A 14,976-nucleotide genomic window follows, 5' to 3' on the forward strand; every position below is an offset into this window, starting at 1 on the left:
CCCCTGAATCACTCTAAGGCAGTACAGCCAAGCTTACCAAGCACTCATCTCAGCTATCGAAATGAACCGTTCATCTATTATTCATGTAGTATGAAAGGCCTTGACACTCAAGCTTAATTAGAAGCATTGAATAAGAGTCTGATATGTCTAAATATGACTTTAAACAGCTGTCCCCTCATGATTTCGAGCAACTCGCTCGTGATTTACTTCAAGCTAGCGAGGGGATCGTTTTAGAATCATTTAAGGCAGGAAAGGATCAAGGTATAGATTTTCGTCATTCCGTCGGAACGAATAACATTGTAGTTCAATGTAAACACTACATAGGAACAGGATTGCCTGGACTTCTAAGAGACCTAAAAAAAGAAGCGATTAAAGTTTTAAACATGAAATCGCCGCGTTACATACTAGTTACATCGGTAGGATTAAATCCTTCAAACAAAGACGAAATACAGTCTTTGTTTAATGGGCATCTAACTACAAATGACATATTGGGTTCGGACGACATCAACAATCTGATCAACCTCTACCCTAAAGTTGAACAGCAGCATTACAAACTCTGGCTTACCAGCCGTGCAATGCTAGATCGGGTGATTTACAACGCTTCACTTACGCAAAGTGATTTTGATGTTGCTCAAGTGCATCGCGACATCCATAAATATGTGAGGAGCGCTGCGTATCCGAGATCACTTGAGATGCTTGCAAATGAGCATATCATTATAATCTCAGGAGCTCCTGGCGTTGGAAAAACATCACTCGCCAAAATGCTATTGTATAAACATATTGAGCTTGGTTATGAAGCTGTTTCAATTTTGACAGATTTCCAGGCCGGTCGCGAACTTTATCAAAAAGGTAAAAAACAGGTTTTCTATTTTGATGACTTCATAGGCGCAACCTTCCTAGGTGAACAAGCATCAGTTTTTAATCGAAATGAAGATCGTGCGATCATCGAGTTTATTGAAATGGTGCGGTCATCATCAAATGCAAAGCTGATCATGACGACACGTGAGCATATTCTGAGGCAGGCTATTGCGACGTCAGAGAGATTCAGTCAAGCAAACATAATCGACAGTCGCTGCGTGCTCTCAATTGGTGACTATAGTAGAATGCAACGCGCTGAGATTTTATATAATCACATTTACTTTAGCGACTTGCCAGAAGCCTATCGAAATGCTTTATTGACAAATCGCTTTTATATGGAGATCGTTCAGCATCGGAAGTTTAACCCAAGATTGATAAGCTGGCTTTCAACTTTTCAACGTGTGAAATCATCTACTCCAGAGAAATATCAAGATTTTGTTAGAGCCTTGTTAGCTAATCCTGCTGAAATTTGGCGGCATGCTTACGAATTTCAAATTAGTGACTGTGCTCGGAGTATTTTATTGACTCTTTACACATACAGCGGAAAATGTGAGCCGGACGTCCTGGAACGTGCTTTTTATTCATTGCACGAACTGCGAGCTCAGCGCTATCGTTTTCAGATCAAGCCTTCCGATTGGCGATCAGGGCTTGCGGAGTTGAGCGGTTCTTTCATTCGCCCTGGGAATAAAATTGAAGTAATTGATCCATCTGTACTTGATATGATGAATGCTGTCGTTCGTAGGGATACTCCAAATGCGCTGGACATGATAGAGGGTGCCATCCGTTTCGAGCAGATTCGTCGTATATGGAACTTTTCTATAGATGAAAATAGCCGTGATGTGCTGCAATACCTGACTTACAACTCCCATCGGGTGGCCCAAATGTTTGAGCGTCTCTTCAGGGCCCCTCGAAAGCTGCATTATAACAACCGCTATTCCTATATCGATGACAGCTTCGAACTACGCGCAGGCACAATGATCGACGCGGCGGAAAAGCTGCAATCAAATGAACTTCTGCAAGCATCTATAGCAGCAATCAATGCGATTCTGGGCGCATGGGAATCGGAAGTTGCGAACATAGAGGGCGGACTAAGCTTACTTGAAAAAATAAAAAATTCAAATATTGAGCTACTACTTCAAGATAAATCACTTCATTCCCGAATTATCTGTGCTCTGGCTGAAGAGGCTTCTACAGGTTGTAGCGCTCAAGAGTTGAAAGATTTACTTATTGCAGCCAAGCTCTATATTTTGGATGATAAACTGAGCGATGACCTACATACCGCTGTTAGTTTTTTTCAAGAAAACTCTTTAAGTGATGAGATACATGAGTGCCGCTCTGTTTCTGAGTTTGAGACTCTTGACGAGACGCTTAGGACTATTGCAGATATGACACAGTTCGATTTCGGAAGTGATATCGAATGGGTGCGTGAAAGAATGAGTGAGTTTGAGAATGAGCAGTCGATCAATACCGACCATATGTACGAAGAATGGAAAGATCTTCGCCATGAGCGTAGCAATAACGATAACGAAATTCACGACATTTTCGATTCATTGCGCGAAATTGAATGAATATATTGACAGGTATCAGCTACACATACTTCTTTTTAACTCAACACCGAAGTGCTGAGCAACGTATAAAAAACGCCCATAACAAAAATCGTAACTGAAAGCGCATTAATGAGCTCCAATCTCCCTTTGGCCTTCTTAAGCATACTCAAGAGTTTTTCCTTCGCACCCGTAGCACTTACTCTTACCGCATCCTCATTTTTCATAACCTCATAGCGTGTCAAAGAACGCGTAATTTGGTCCCTTAACGCATCGTATGCCTCTGAATGTATTCTATTTGCAACAAAGGTTAAAACTGCCACACTTAACAAGCCTGCGCACACGAATAGCAGAGAGACAAGGTCCGCATTTTTTATTAATGCCGCAACAGCGATTAATGCCCCTGGGATCGCGAATGCCTTGGACTGACTAGAGGAAATCGATTCGTTGATTTTTGAAATATAATCCGTAGATTTCTCCTCGATTTCAGACAATAGTTTATTTACAGAAAACTTATGCAAATACACATCATGATTTTCCTGAAAATTTTTCTTAAGTCTCTTTGCTTGTTGCAGAAGCCAGAGCATTGGTGAATCGACATGTGTAACGTCTAGTAATTCTGCCAACGAGGAACGCAGTACCTCACGCCGTTCCTTTTCGTGTGCATCCTCCAGTGAAACAATGTCAACTAAGTATTTAAGACTTACTTTTTCTTCAGGGCTTACATCAATATCAATCAAGTCGGTGAACTCTACTTTCCTGTAATCAACCTCATATTTCTTTGCTCCTTTCTCAGAGCTAATATAAAACGCTAAGATTGGATCGGAAGTGCTGCCGCCGTGATCTTTTATTTTAAAGAGTAGTGAAACCCACTCTACGTAAAACTGCATGAGCATGATAGCTCGCTCGCTTAGATCGTCGCTGTGAATGTGACTTTCAATCACATAAAATCGCTCTGGCAAAGCTTTACGCTGAACAACCTTTTGCCAAAGTTCCGCGTCGGACTTTAAAAACAAAGTCGTCACCCATGACGAGGCAGCCAGATTGATACTTAGAACCTGACCAGATACAAAGTAATCACCCTTGTAACCTAAGCTAGCGAGCTGCCGATAGATATCTACAAGTTCTACTTTCGTAGATTCAACTTCCAAGCTGCCGTCCTCAACACAGCAATTGGAGTGACGTAACAGCTCAGCTAGAACTTTCATCGACATTATCTTTATCTCCGACGATAGCGCGAATTCTTTCACGATCGGCAGCGGAAAGCGGAATCATAAGATAAGTTAGATTATCGTCCACAAAAACTGGTTTGTCAGAGCCTTCGTATCCTAATGAGCCTGACTTGACTGAAACTGAATAGTTGCTTTCAAAATCAACGATTTTTATCGAAACGCCGTTGTTTAAACTCGCTCTGGTCGCTTCAAAAAAATCGTTAATTTGGAAGCCCTTATCGTTTGCGAACTCCGTAAATGACCCTACAGCTTCGTGCCCGTCGGGCAGCTGCTTGTCAACGATATGCTGGATATCTCCTAAGGAAACTTGCTTGCCGATGTGCTTATCCAAAAAATCATAAACGCCTTGCGTTAACTTATCCTGCTGTGCGGGTTTCAATCCGTTATACTGAGAGAAGCTTTTTATTGCTTCGAATAAGTTTGACACACTTTCTTTGTTAGGTACTGTACTATCACATCCCAAAGCCGTTTTGAAAAAATCCGACTTGGATCGCCCCTCTATAAAATGCAAGTACGTGGAGCCCTCCTTCTTCGGATATATAACAGTAAACAGCGTTAGATCAAACATTGCTGCCTGTCTTAATGCATCAGTGTCAATGGGTTGCAGGGCTTTTGGCTGCAAAGTTACATCAAATTCAAAAGCGCTTTTCTTGTCAACCATTACAATCATCAATCGACCGACATCATCATCATCACCGAGCGTCTTATAATGTATAAAAACAAGATTGCCACCTTGCAGGGTGCTGCGTTCATTGCTATTTGCGACATAAACGATTACAGACATCTGCGCTTGGGCAAGATTCTGAAAGTCGATAGTGCCAGTAATATATTTTTCTAGGTTAATAGGAGTACTATTAGAGGGTGACCCGGAAAAATAGCTGTGAAACTTATTTTTCCTACGAAATTTCTTTTCGATTTGCCCTATGAAATCATTAGCGGCTTTACTATTGAGATTCCAGAGATTACCCAGTACGGATTTGAATGGGTTTCCCACCAAGCTCGTGTCACGCTCCATGGACGCCGTAATCGCAGCGACTACCTCAAACTGAGCTGGGAGCGCGCCTGTCGCGTCAGACACCCCTTCGCTAGCTCCAACCTCATCAGTAACGGTAAGGTCATTCATGTTCTGCGTCCTCAAGTCACTCTACGGGATACGCCGCAGCAACAACGCTGAGCCCCTAGCCAAATGGACATGGGGTCAAGATGCCGAGAGGGTCACCACGACTTCCATGTGCCGGTGGCATGTTATATACGCTGAAAAACTGGTGGCGAATAGATAGCACAGGACTTCTCTATACTGTATAAAAATACAGCATTTCACGCAACCGTTCAGAAAAGACAGATTGTGAAGATCTCTTATCCAGCTTTTAACACTGCCAGGATTTCGCCCTTAGATTTCCCCAGCGTGGGCATAGCAGCGATACGCCTTGATCGGCTCTCACGCAAACTATTCGGCAACAGTGAGCAATCGCTTTGCTGAGGTGGATGTCTGCTATTGGCCGAAAGCTGCCACTCCAAAGAACCGAATCTGAATGCAGCTACGACTAGGGAGCGAAAGCAGTTCATAACAAACCGGTGAAATCTCTCTCAGCTCGATGCCAAAAGCAGGCTGCTTGCGGAAGCGATCCAGAATTTTGCGGAAGCGATTGCCCAAATCCCAGGCAATAAAAAACCCCGTAGACGTTAATCTACGGGGTTTTCAAGGGTGGAGGCCGAGGTCGGAATCGAACCGGCGTAGGCGGATTTGCAATCCGCTGCATAACCATTTTGCTACTCGGCCCCAAATGTCCAATGCCTGAAAAACAACACTGCACACGTACAAACTGGAACGGCTTTCGAGATCAATCTCATCTCGCAACTCTTTGATTTCTAAAGAGTTTTTCCGCTTCCTCGCTGAGGAATGGTCGCAATTATGGACATGTTTTCCATTCCTGGCAACTCCTATTCGATATTTTTTCTGCCGGGCTGTTTCTACAGGTTTCCGGGCGGGCAAATACGGCTCGAAGTCGCCGGCGGGGCTGGATGATTGCATAAATCAAGTCCGATAGCTCGCCCTTGCCTGTTCCTCGCTCACCTACCCGATCGGGTTATGGCGTGTGTGCGGCGGCTCGCGGACAGTAGCGCCAACGGCTCGACCCGGGCTCCTCCCATCAGGTTCAAGGCGGAATTCCAGCATGCGTACAGCATTCCCTGCGGTGTTTGGCGTGGTTCTGACGGTAGCGGCGGCCTGGGTGCAGGCCGAGGAGCCTGCAAGCAAGACGTTGCGGCTGTACAACTGGTCGGACTATATCGGCGAGAACACCCTCGCCGGCTTCGAGAAAGCCAGCGGCATCAAGGTGATCTACGACACCTTCGATTCCTATGAAACCGTCCAGGGCAAGCTGCTGCCCGGACGCTCCGGCTACGATCTGGTAGTACTCAATGCGGCGCTGGTGCCGCCCTTGATCAAGGCGCGGGTGTTCCAGCCGCTGAACAAGCAGTTGTTGCCCAGTTGGCAGAATCTCGACCCCCAGGTGCTGACAAGCCTGGAGAACTACGACGCTGGGGTGCAGTACTCGGCGCCCTATACCTGGGGCAGCAACGGGGTGACCTACAACGTCGACAAGATCCGCGAGCGGATGCCGGACGCGCCCATCGGTTCTCTGGCGATGCTGTTCGATCCCAAGGTGGTGTCGCGCTTCGCTGATTGCGGGGTGACGCTGCAGGACTCGCCCACGGATATTCTGCCGCTGGTGCTGGCCTGGCTGGGGCGCAACCCCAACAGCGCCGAGCCCGCAGACCTCAAGGCCGCGCAGGATGCCTTGATGGCCGTACGGCCCTATATCCGCAAGTTCGACTCCACCAGTTACCTCAATGGCCTGGCCAATGGCGACCTGTGCCTGAGTGCGACCTGGTCCGGCGATTACGCCACCGCCCAGGCCAGGGCCAATGAAGCGGGGGCACCGGTCAGGCTCGACTATTTCATTCCCAGGGAAGGCTCGCTGATCTGGTTCGACGATTTCTACATTCCCGCCGATGCGCCGAACGTGGCCAATGCCCATGCCTTTATCGAGTACCTGTTGCAGCCGCAGGTGATGGCCGAAGTCAGCGACTACATCCGCTACGCCAATGCCAACCTCAAGGCCACCCCGCTGCTCACCGCCGAGGTGCGTGACAACCCGGCGATCTACCCCGATGCCCAGACCCGGGAGCGGCTGTTCACCCAGAAGATCCAGTCTCCCGCCAGCACCCGCCTGATCACCCGCACCTGGAACATGGTGAAGATCGGCAAGTGATCCATTCCTACCCATTCCATAGACATTGCGTCCAATGATTCGACCCGAGGTGAAGCCCATGGCTATCCAACCCGAAGCCTTTTTTCAACAGTTCGATGACCCTCAACTGGTGGCCGCCGACAAGGCCCATTACATGCACGGCTTCCATATGTTCGACGAGCACCGCGAGCAGGGCTCGCTGAACATCGCCGCCGGTGATGGTGCCTATATCTATGACACTGCCGGCCAGCGCTACCTGGATGCGGTCGGCGGCATGTGGTGCACCAATATCGGCCTGGGCCGCGAGGAAATGGCCGAAGCGATCGCCGATCAGGTACGGCAGTTGGCCTATTCCAATCCGTTCTGCGACATGGCCAACGTCAGCGCCATCCAGCTCTGCGAAAAGCTCGCCAGCCTGGCGCCGGGGGACCTGGACCACGTGTTTCTCACCACTGGCGGCTCCACTGCAGTAGACACCGCCTACCGCCTGGTGCAGTTCTATCAGAACAGTCGTGGCAAGCATGAGAAGAAGCATGTGATTTCGCGGATCAACGCGTACCACGGTTCCACCTTCCTGACCATGTCCATCGGTAACAAGGCCGCCGACCGAGCTCCCGAGTTCGACTTCATGAGCGACCTGTTTCACCACATCTCCTGCCCCAACTACTACCGTGCCCCGGCAGGCATGAGCGAGGCGGATTTCCTCGACTTTCTGGTGGCCGAGTTCGAAGACAAGATCCTCACTATCGGCCCGGACAAGGTGGCGGCCTTCTTCGCCGAACCCATCATGGGTTCCGGCGGAGTGATCATTCCTCCCGAGGGCTATCACCGGCGCATGTGGGAAATCTGCCAGCGCTACGACCTGCTGTATGTCGCCGATGAGGTGGTGACCTCGTTCGGTCGCCTGGGAACCTTTTTCGCCTCGCAGGACGTATTCGGCATGCAGCCGGACATCATCACCACCGCCAAGGGCCTGACCTCGGGCTACCTGCCCCTGGGGGCATGCATTTTCTCCGAGCGCATCTGGCAGGTGATAGGCGAGCCGGGCAAGGGCCGTTGCTTCACCCACGGTTTCACCTACAGCGGACACCCGGTCAGTTGCGTCGCAGCGCTGAAGAACATCGAGATCATCGAGCGGGAAAACCTGCTGGCCCATGTCGAGGATGTGGGGGCCTACATGGAGCAACGCCTGCAGAGCCTGGCGCAACTGCCCCTGGTCGGCAATGTGCGCTGCAAGCGGCTGATGGCCTGCGTCGAATTCGTCGCCGACAAGCACAGCAAGAGCCTGTTGCCGGAGGCCCTGAACATTGCCGAACGCATCCACCTGCGAGCCCAGGCCAAGGGTTTGCTGGTGCGCCCCATCGGCCATCTCAACGTCATGTCGCCACCGTTGATCATTACCCGCGCGCAGATCGACGAGATTGTCGAGACCTTGCGCGAATGCATCCTCGAGGCTGCAGCCGAGCTGCGCCGTGACGGCCAGTACCTGGGTTGATGAATCGACAACAGGCACCGGCAGCACTGCGAATCGGGGTCTTACCCGGCCTGCGCCCGGCAGTTAAACTGCCGGGCATGAGCGCACCTGCCAATACCCCCGACGCCCCTCTCTCCCTCCATGCCCTGCAGGCCTGGCATGCCGGCTTGGCCAAGGCATTCGACAGCGTGGACGATGAGGCCTTCCTCAGCCATCTGGCGGCAGCGCTGAATGCCCTGACCCCCATCGAATCCATGATGATCAGCCTGGAACGCAAAGGCTTGCCACCACAGCTACTGCATGAGCAAGGCATAGTCGGCGAGTACCGCGACGAGATCATCAACCGCTATTTCTCCCGCGGCTACCTGCTCGACCCCTTTTGCCTGGCGGTGGAAAACGGCTTGGCAGAGGGCTTCTACCACCTCTCGGAAATCGCCCCGGACAACTTCTTCGCCAGCGAGTACTACAAGACCTACTACCTCAAGACCGGGGGCGCCGAAGACAGCTACTACATCGTCGACCTCGACCCGCACAGCAAGATTTCCCTGTGCATGTTCCAGGGTTTGAGTGGCGCGCGCTTCGCCAGCGAACCCTTGGCGCTACTGCGGGCGGTGGAACCGCTGGTACGTGAACTGATCCGCCGCTTCGGCAGTGCCGGCGGCTTGCAGCAACTGGTCCGGCACGCCACTCAGGGCTCGCTACCGGCCCAGGCACCGGCCAACCTCAACCAACAGATCGAAGCCGCCTTCATGAGCTTCGGCACTCCGCTGCTGACCGTACGCGAACGGGAGATCGCCCACTTGATCCTGCGCGGTCACTCGGTGAAATCCACGGCCAAGGTGTTGGAAATTTCTCCGGAAACCGTGCGCATGCATCGCAAGAATCTCTACACCAAGCTGGCCATCAGTTCCCAGGCGGAGTTGTTTTCGTTGTTTATCGACTGGCTGACCCAACGTCATCAAGACCCCGCCCATTGAACCGGCTGGTGCGTTCAGCTCACCGCCGCCCAGTGTTTGAAGCGCTCCTCCAGGGCCTCTCCGTGATCACGCCAGAAGCCGTGATCAACCCGTAGTGCCTGTGCATGGCTGGGGCAGCCATGAATGATCCAGGCAAACAGCTCCTGCTGCTGGGACACACTGGCAAAGGCAATGCAGGTTTGCGCCGCGGCCCTGTCCCGTCCGCCCCTGACCACTCCCCAACTGTCCATGTCGTAAAGACGCCCGCGCCACTGCAGCGGAAAGTCCGCCTCCTGCGGGCGCATATCGATGGCTCGCGCGGTGTAGACCGACGACATGCTCACCTCTCCCGAAACCAGCCATTGCAGCGGTTCGGCTCCCGCGTCCCACCACTGAATGTGGGACTTGATCTGCTCCAATTTGTGAAACGCCCTATCAACTCCACTGCTTTTTCGCAGGGTGGGATACACCTGCGACACCTTCACGCCGTCCGCCAGTAGCGCGAGTTCCAAGGACAATCGGGCACTGTGGCGCAACCCACGGCGTCCCGGAAACGCCGCCAGGTCCCAGAAGTCGGCCCAGTGGGTGGGGGTCCATGGCAGGGCCTTGGGGTCGTAAACCAGCGTGGTCGCCCAGATGTAAGTCTTGAACATGGAGAGTCTTCCTTTTTTCCAGGCCAAAACGGCAAGCCTAGTCAGCCGTCGTAACCATTGAGGTGGAATAAAAGGCAGTGTTCCAGGGAGGTTTTTTCCAATCTGACAGCGTAAGTCTCCTCTGGCACCGTCAGATTTCTCAAGATCGAGGTCATGGATGAACAGCAACCTACGCTCCCGGTCACCCTTTGAGCAGGCACTGGCCAAAACCGCCCTGCACCGGATCAACGACTATCGCCTGCCCAGCCTCGATGCCCTGCTGGCCTTTGCCGTCGCGGCACAGATGATGAGCATTGACCGGGCTGCGAAGTCCCTGTCGCTGACCAACAGCGCTTTGCGCAAACGTATCTTCACCCTCGAGCAGTTACTGGGACTGCAGTTGTTCGATCGCCAAGGCGGGCCCCTGGCATTGACCGTCGAAGGCCAAATTTATCTGGATCAGATCACCCCGATACTCACGCAACTACTGGCTGTGCCCTTGCACCGCCGTCAGGCCCAGCGCAAGCAACGGCTGACGCTCAACTGCCCGCCCACCTTCGCCCGACAGATCCTGGTGCCGCGCCTGGCGGAGCACAGCCTGGCTCATCCAGATATCGATTTGCAGATCCAGCTCTGTGCACCGCTGACCCGGCGCACAGGTCAGGACATCAATATCTGTGGTGACAGCGCCCATGTGGCGCCCCAACAGCGTCTGCTCAATGAACTGCTGCAACCCATGGCGGCACCGGCCCTGTTGGCACGCTTCGGCTATCTGCACCTGCCACGGGACTTCAGCCGCCTGCCGCTGCTGCGCTCGCCCCTGGAGCCTTGGCGCCCGTGGTTGCTGGAAGCACGCCTGAGCCTGCCGGAACCTGACCATGGCCCGGCCCTGCTGGATCTGGGAATGATGCTGGAGGCTGCCGCCAACGCCCAGGGCGTGGTGCTGGCTCGTCCTTCCCTGGCCCACTCGTGGCTGGCAGACGGTCGCCTGCTACCTCTGGGACGGGTGCGCTGCCAACCGGCCTATCACTACGCGCTGCATCAGCACAGTTCGTCGCCCGCTGCGCAAACCCTCTGTAACTGGCTACGACAGGTATGCCGCGACGCGGTGCATCAGGCGGAGAAGCAATTGCAGAACCCGCTTTGAACGCTGCCACAAAAAAGGGCCTGCACAACGTGTGCAGGCCCTTTTTCCTCAGCGCATCAGTAGCCTCTCAACGGGCCGCCCAGGCGTTGAAGCGTTGCTCCAGCTCCTCGCCATGATCGACCCAGAACCCAGCATCCACCGCCCGCGCGCCTTGCAGGTTGGCCTCGTAGGTCGGCAGTTGCTGCTGCACCGCCTCAGGCAACAGGGGCAGTGCCTGACGGTGCACCGGTCCATAGGGGATGTTCTCCGAGAACACCTTCTGCGCCTGGGGCTGGCTGGCGAAGAGAATGAAATCCTCGGCCAGGACCTTGTTCGGCGAGCCTTTGACCACCGCCCAGTACTCCGGGTCGTACAGGCTCTGGGGCCAGAGGATACTCAACTGCATGCCCTCTTTCTGGGCCATGGCAATGCGTCCGTTGTAGGCCGCGCTCATGACCACATCACCGGCCACCAGCCATTGCGCAGGCTGAGCCCCGGCTTCCCACCACTGGATGTAAGGTTTGATCTGATCCAGCTTGGCGAAGGCTCGGGTCACGCCTTGCGGGGTGTTGAGCACCTGATACAACTGGGCCGGCGCCACACCGTCCGCCAGCAGGGCGATTTCCAGGGTGTACTTGGCACTCTTGCGCAAACCGCGCTTGCCGGGGAAATCCTTGAGGTTCCAGAAGTCGGCCCAGGATTCGGGAGCCTTGGCCAGCTTCTGCGGGGCGAAGGCCATGACCATCGACCAGACGTAAGTGGCCACGCCGCACTCGCTCAGGGTGCCCGGAACGAACTGCGCCGGATCACCGAAGCGGGCCAGGTCCAAAGGTTCGAACAAGCCCTCGTCACAGCCGCGCAACAGCTCCGGGCTCTCCACTTCGACCACATCCCAGCTGGTCTTGCCGACATCGACCATGGCCTTGATCTTCGACAGTTCACCGTTGTACTCACCCGCCACCACTCGGGCGGCGCCGCTCTGGTTGAAGGGTTGGAAATAGGCTTTTTCCTGGGCCTGTTTGGTGGCTCCGCCAAAGGAAATGACGGTGAGGTTCTGTGGTTGAGCCGAAGCCCCGGTGCACAGCAGCACCCACGACAATGCAACGCCGCAACGCAAGGTGTTGGACATGAAACCCATCCTCAAGAAAGCCGGCTCGCCCGCACGAACCCGCACAGCAGGAGCCTGGAAGCGACCGTATTCACGGGCGGTACTGCACCAGGCACTACGAGTCTTGGTCAGCGGTGTAAGGCGCCTCGCAGCACAGGCCACGTGGCCGGATCCTCACCGTTGCGGGCTCTGTGGCCCCGTTCGTTTGGAGTGTTTGCAACCGGTCCGGGGTGAGCGGACGCGGTCTTGCTCGAATGGCGGTTCATCGCTTGCTCCCTGTTGTTTTTGTAGGAAGAACAAATCGATCGGCAGTGCATCGCCGGATGCGCCCGTGGCAGTCGGGCAGGCGTATGCAGGGGCTCATTGTTTCCATAACCCGGAACGTTGCGAAACGAGGTTTTTGTGAGGCACAGGCAAGGGAAAAGCTGCTTTGCGGGCAACTGTTGCGGGTTCTCCCAGGGGTATCAGCCCCGCGGCGAACGCCGCGGGACGGGCAAACAAAACACCCCGCAAGCGCATGACGCTTGCAGGGTGCTGAGGCCGGTCATCAACCGGCAGGCTTGAGCATCAGTCCAGCACGACCAGCAACCCCGAGATCACTCCGATGCCCATCACCGCGGAGAGCAGCATGCTGCTGGAGACCTCCGTCTCATAGGTCTTGTAGCGCGACGCCAGGATGAAAACGTTAACCGCCACCGGCAGCGCCGCCATGATCACCGCAATCTTGACCAGGAAGTCGCTGAGGCCAAATACATACCTGGCGGAAACGAACACCAGCACCGGCAGCACCACCACCTTCAACAGAGCCAAAGCCAGGGCGTCGCCCTTGATCAGGTTCTGATTCCTGTGCACGGCAAAGGCAGCGCCCAGGGCCACCAGGGCCAAGGGGCCGGTAGCATTGGTCATCTGCGTGGCGAAGATCTGCAGCGGACCGGGCAACTGCCATTGCAGCGCAATGAACAGCACCGCCAGCAACACCGCCAGGATCAGTGGGTTGCTGACAATGGAGCGGGTCGTGGTGAGCAGCACCCGGGCCAGGTCCGGCTTGGCCTGTACCTCCTGCTGCGCAGTGAGCTCCATGATCAATGCCCCACCCGCCAGGATCACCAGGTTGTCGGCCATGGTGATCATCAACGTCGGCAAGGCCGCCTCATCGCCAAAGGCCATGACCATCAAGGGCAAGCCCATGTACCCCACCACTCCCGATATGGACGACAGCCCACGCAGGCCGGCTACGCGCCCATTACCGCCCCAGATCAGCCGACCGCCCACCGCGGCGATGATGAAGGTCACCAGGCAAGCCAGGTAGTAGGCGCTGAGCAGCCCCCAGTCCAGCTCGCCGTGATCCCGGGTGCCCAGGGTCTTGATGAAAATGAAGCATGGCAGGAACAGCCAGAACACGACCCCCACGAGGCCCTTTACCGTTTCCTTGCCGATGACCCCGATCCGCACTATCCAGTAGCCGGCGAAGATCATGGCAAACAGCGGCATCACCACCGTAAAGACCTTATCCATGAGCGGCATGCCCCCGAACAATCCGCCGTTCGGCATACAACGCCAGTTGCCGGGGGGTGTAAGTCGAGGCGCGGTAGAAATCCATCACCCCGCCCATGACCCGGCGATAGTGGGACTCGATGTCCTTCATGGAGGCCTGCATCTCCACTTTCAGGCTGTCCACTATGGGCCACAGGTCTGCATCGGCAATCGCGGCCACATCCAGTCCTGCCGTTGAATAATGAGTCAGGGCCTGGCGAATGGTCTGCGGATGCAGGCCGACATAGTTGACGAAGTACCCCTTCTCATCATTGGTTTCAAGAAAGTCCGGAATATTCAGGACGCCGTAGTTGGAGAGTGTTTCAAACTTGCCGCTCACCGGCCGATAAACACTGGGCAATTGCAAGAAGGTGTCTTCACATTGATGAGCTGCGTTGATCAACTTATCCAGATCAAGTTCACAGGAACCCAAATTTATATTATTGGCCTTGCACAACTTGACCACTTGTTCCAGGGGCGCAATACCCGATCTATTGCCAAAACCGGCCAACGCCCCTTCAACCATCTGAAAGCCCGAATGAATGGCTTGCATGGTATTGGCAAGGGCCAGTCCGTTGTCGTTATGGGCATGCAGGCAAAACACCAGATGGGGGTAATCCTTCACCAGCTTCGAGCACAGCCACTGGGTCACATGGGGCTGCAGCGAGCCCACCGAATCGTTGATCCTGATGACCTCCACCCCGAGGCTGGCCGCCCAGTCGATCTGCCGGCAGATTTCCCCATAGCGCTGGTCAGACACACCCTTGCGAAAATTGTTGAGCACACTGGCCTTGAACCTGACGGCGCCGATGCTGCGGAACGCCTCGATGGCCCGCTCGAACTCCCGCTCACCCTGCCTGTAGGTGATCATGCCGAAGCTGAACACCGTGTCGGCGATCCACTGGCGATGTTGCTGGCGGGACTGGAAATAGGCGAAAGCGGTTTCCCAGCAGTTGAGCAGAATGATGAAGGTGGCCCGGGTATCGGCGGGCAGTTCATGGGCTTCCCGGGCCTGGTGCAAACGGTCCCAGACCAGCGGCTCTTCAGGCCCGCAGCCCACCACGAAATCTCTCAATCCTGCTGCCGCCATGGATTTGAGAATCGCCACCTTGGCGTCCACAGAAATGGGAAAGGCCGTACGTTCAATACCTTCCCGAAGGGTTTCATCCACTAGATAGGGGACCGAATAATCACGATAGCGAAGTCCACTTTCAACCGTCATTGCCCTGCTCCTTGCCGGTTCGATTATTGATATACCC

11 protein-coding genes and 1 tRNA gene are annotated in these 14,976 nt (G+C 54.3%); 5 read left to right on the forward strand and 7 right to left on the reverse strand.

From position 1 onward, the window contains the following. Positions 1-143: 143 nt before the first annotated feature. Positions 144-2,426 carry a restriction endonuclease gene (locus P7C00_RS18990; protein WP_404937086.1) on the forward strand — a complete coding sequence of 761 codons (2,283 nt, stop codon included), beginning with the start codon at positions 144-146 and terminating at the stop codon, positions 2,424-2,426. Positions 2,427-2,461: 35 nt separating this feature from the next. Here the strand turns inward: P7C00_RS18990 and P7C00_RS18995 are convergent, their stop codons facing one another. The 3 genes from P7C00_RS18995 to P7C00_RS19005 form a co-directional block, all read right to left on the reverse strand. Then, positions 2,462-3,610 carry a hypothetical protein gene (locus tag P7C00_RS18995; protein ID WP_404937087.1) on the reverse strand — a complete coding sequence of 383 codons (1,149 nt, stop codon included), beginning with the start codon at positions 3,608-3,610 and terminating at the stop codon, positions 2,462-2,464. Then, on the reverse strand, positions 3,594-4,757 hold the full coding sequence (locus P7C00_RS19000) for a nucleoid-associated protein (protein ID WP_404937088.1): 1,164 nt from the start codon (positions 4,755-4,757) through the stop codon (positions 3,594-3,596). The genes P7C00_RS18995 and P7C00_RS19000 overlap by 17 nt, the downstream gene beginning before the upstream one ends. A gap of 583 nt (positions 4,758-5,340) precedes the next feature. Further along, positions 5,341-5,414 (reverse strand) — tRNA-Cys (locus P7C00_RS19005). A gap of 394 nt (positions 5,415-5,808) precedes the next feature. Here P7C00_RS19005 and P7C00_RS19010 point away from each other — a divergent pair. The 3 genes from P7C00_RS19010 (at position 5,809) to P7C00_RS19020 (ending at position 9,339) form a co-directional block, all read left to right on the forward strand. Continuing rightward, positions 5,809-6,909 (forward strand): polyamine ABC transporter substrate-binding protein, encoded by a 1,101-nt coding sequence (locus P7C00_RS19010; protein ID WP_346635513.1) that lies wholly within the window; start codon positions 5,809-5,811, stop codon positions 6,907-6,909. 58 nt (positions 6,910-6,967) lie between these two features. Then, on the forward strand, positions 6,968-8,383 hold the full coding sequence (locus P7C00_RS19015) for an aminotransferase (protein ID WP_346635514.1): 1,416 nt from the start codon (positions 6,968-6,970) through the stop codon (positions 8,381-8,383). A gap of 77 nt (positions 8,384-8,460) precedes the next feature. After that, positions 8,461-9,339 (forward strand): LuxR C-terminal-related transcriptional regulator, encoded by an 879-nt coding sequence (locus P7C00_RS19020; RefSeq protein ID WP_404940043.1) that lies wholly within the window; start codon positions 8,461-8,463, stop codon positions 9,337-9,339. A 14-nt stretch (positions 9,340-9,353) separates the two neighbouring features. Here the strand turns inward: P7C00_RS19020 and P7C00_RS19025 are convergent, their stop codons facing one another. Continuing rightward, positions 9,354-9,971, reverse strand: a complete 618-nt coding sequence (locus tag P7C00_RS19025) for an extracellular solute-binding protein (protein WP_404937089.1) — start codon at positions 9,969-9,971, stop codon at positions 9,354-9,356. Between the two features lie 157 nt (positions 9,972-10,128). Between P7C00_RS19025 and P7C00_RS19030 the strand changes: the two genes are divergently transcribed. Then, complete coding sequence (locus tag P7C00_RS19030; protein ID WP_346635517.1) at positions 10,129-11,097, forward strand: LysR substrate-binding domain-containing protein; 969 nt, start codon at positions 10,129-10,131, stop codon at positions 11,095-11,097. 67 nt (positions 11,098-11,164) lie between these two features. Here P7C00_RS19030 and P7C00_RS19035 read toward each other — a convergent pair whose 3' ends face one another. The 3 genes from P7C00_RS19035 to P7C00_RS19045 all read right to left on the reverse strand — a co-directional run bounded on the left by P7C00_RS19035 (position 11,165) and on the right by P7C00_RS19045 (position 14,939). Further along, positions 11,165-12,205 carry an ABC transporter substrate-binding protein gene (locus P7C00_RS19035; RefSeq protein ID WP_346635518.1) on the reverse strand — a complete coding sequence of 347 codons (1,041 nt, stop codon included), beginning with the start codon at positions 12,203-12,205 and terminating at the stop codon, positions 11,165-11,167. Positions 12,206-12,751: 546 nt separating this feature from the next. After that, positions 12,752-13,699, reverse strand: a complete 948-nt coding sequence (locus P7C00_RS19040; protein WP_404937090.1) for an AEC family transporter — start codon at positions 13,697-13,699, stop codon at positions 12,752-12,754. Then, entirely contained in the window at positions 13,692-14,939 is a 1,248-nt protein-coding gene (locus P7C00_RS19045; protein WP_404937091.1) for a pyruvate carboxyltransferase, read from the reverse strand. The genes P7C00_RS19040 and P7C00_RS19045 overlap by 8 nt, the downstream gene beginning before the upstream one ends. Positions 14,940-14,976: the final 37 nt, after the last annotated feature.

This window comes from Pseudomonas sp. JDS08PS003, from assembly GCF_045013505.1.
Lineage (GTDB): Bacteria > Pseudomonadota > Gammaproteobacteria > Pseudomonadales > Pseudomonadaceae > Aquipseudomonas > Aquipseudomonas protegens_B.

Excerpts from the sequence above, each read along its gene's own strand:
- P7C00_RS18990 (WP_404937086.1), top strand. The coding sequence starts at position 144 with ATGTCTAAATATGACTTTAAACAGCTGTCCCCTCATGATTTCGAGCAA.
- P7C00_RS18995 (WP_404937087.1), bottom strand. The coding sequence starts at position 3,610 with ATGAAAGTTCTAGCTGAGCTGTTACGTCACTCCAATTGCTGTGTTGAG.
- P7C00_RS19000 (WP_404937088.1), bottom strand. The coding sequence starts at position 4,757 with ATGAATGACCTTACCGTTACTGATGAGGTTGGAGCTAGCGAAGGGGTG.
- P7C00_RS19010 (WP_346635513.1), top strand. The coding sequence starts at position 5,809 with ATGCGTACAGCATTCCCTGCGGTGTTTGGCGTGGTTCTGACGGTAGCG.
- P7C00_RS19015 (WP_346635514.1), top strand. The coding sequence starts at position 6,968 with ATGGCTATCCAACCCGAAGCCTTTTTTCAACAGTTCGATGACCCTCAA.
- P7C00_RS19020 (WP_404940043.1), top strand. The coding sequence starts at position 8,461 with ATGAGCGCACCTGCCAATACCCCCGACGCCCCTCTCTCCCTCCATGCC.
- P7C00_RS19025 (WP_404937089.1), bottom strand. The coding sequence starts at position 9,971 with ATGTTCAAGACTTACATCTGGGCGACCACGCTGGTTTACGACCCCAAG.
- P7C00_RS19030 (WP_346635517.1), top strand. The coding sequence starts at position 10,129 with ATGAACAGCAACCTACGCTCCCGGTCACCCTTTGAGCAGGCACTGGCC.
- P7C00_RS19035 (WP_346635518.1), bottom strand. The coding sequence starts at position 12,205 with ATGTCCAACACCTTGCGTTGCGGCGTTGCATTGTCGTGGGTGCTGCTG.
- P7C00_RS19040 (WP_404937090.1), bottom strand. The coding sequence starts at position 13,699 with ATGGATAAGGTCTTTACGGTGGTGATGCCGCTGTTTGCCATGATCTTC.
- P7C00_RS19045 (WP_404937091.1), bottom strand. The coding sequence starts at position 14,939 with ATGACGGTTGAAAGTGGACTTCGCTATCGTGATTATTCGGTCCCCTAT.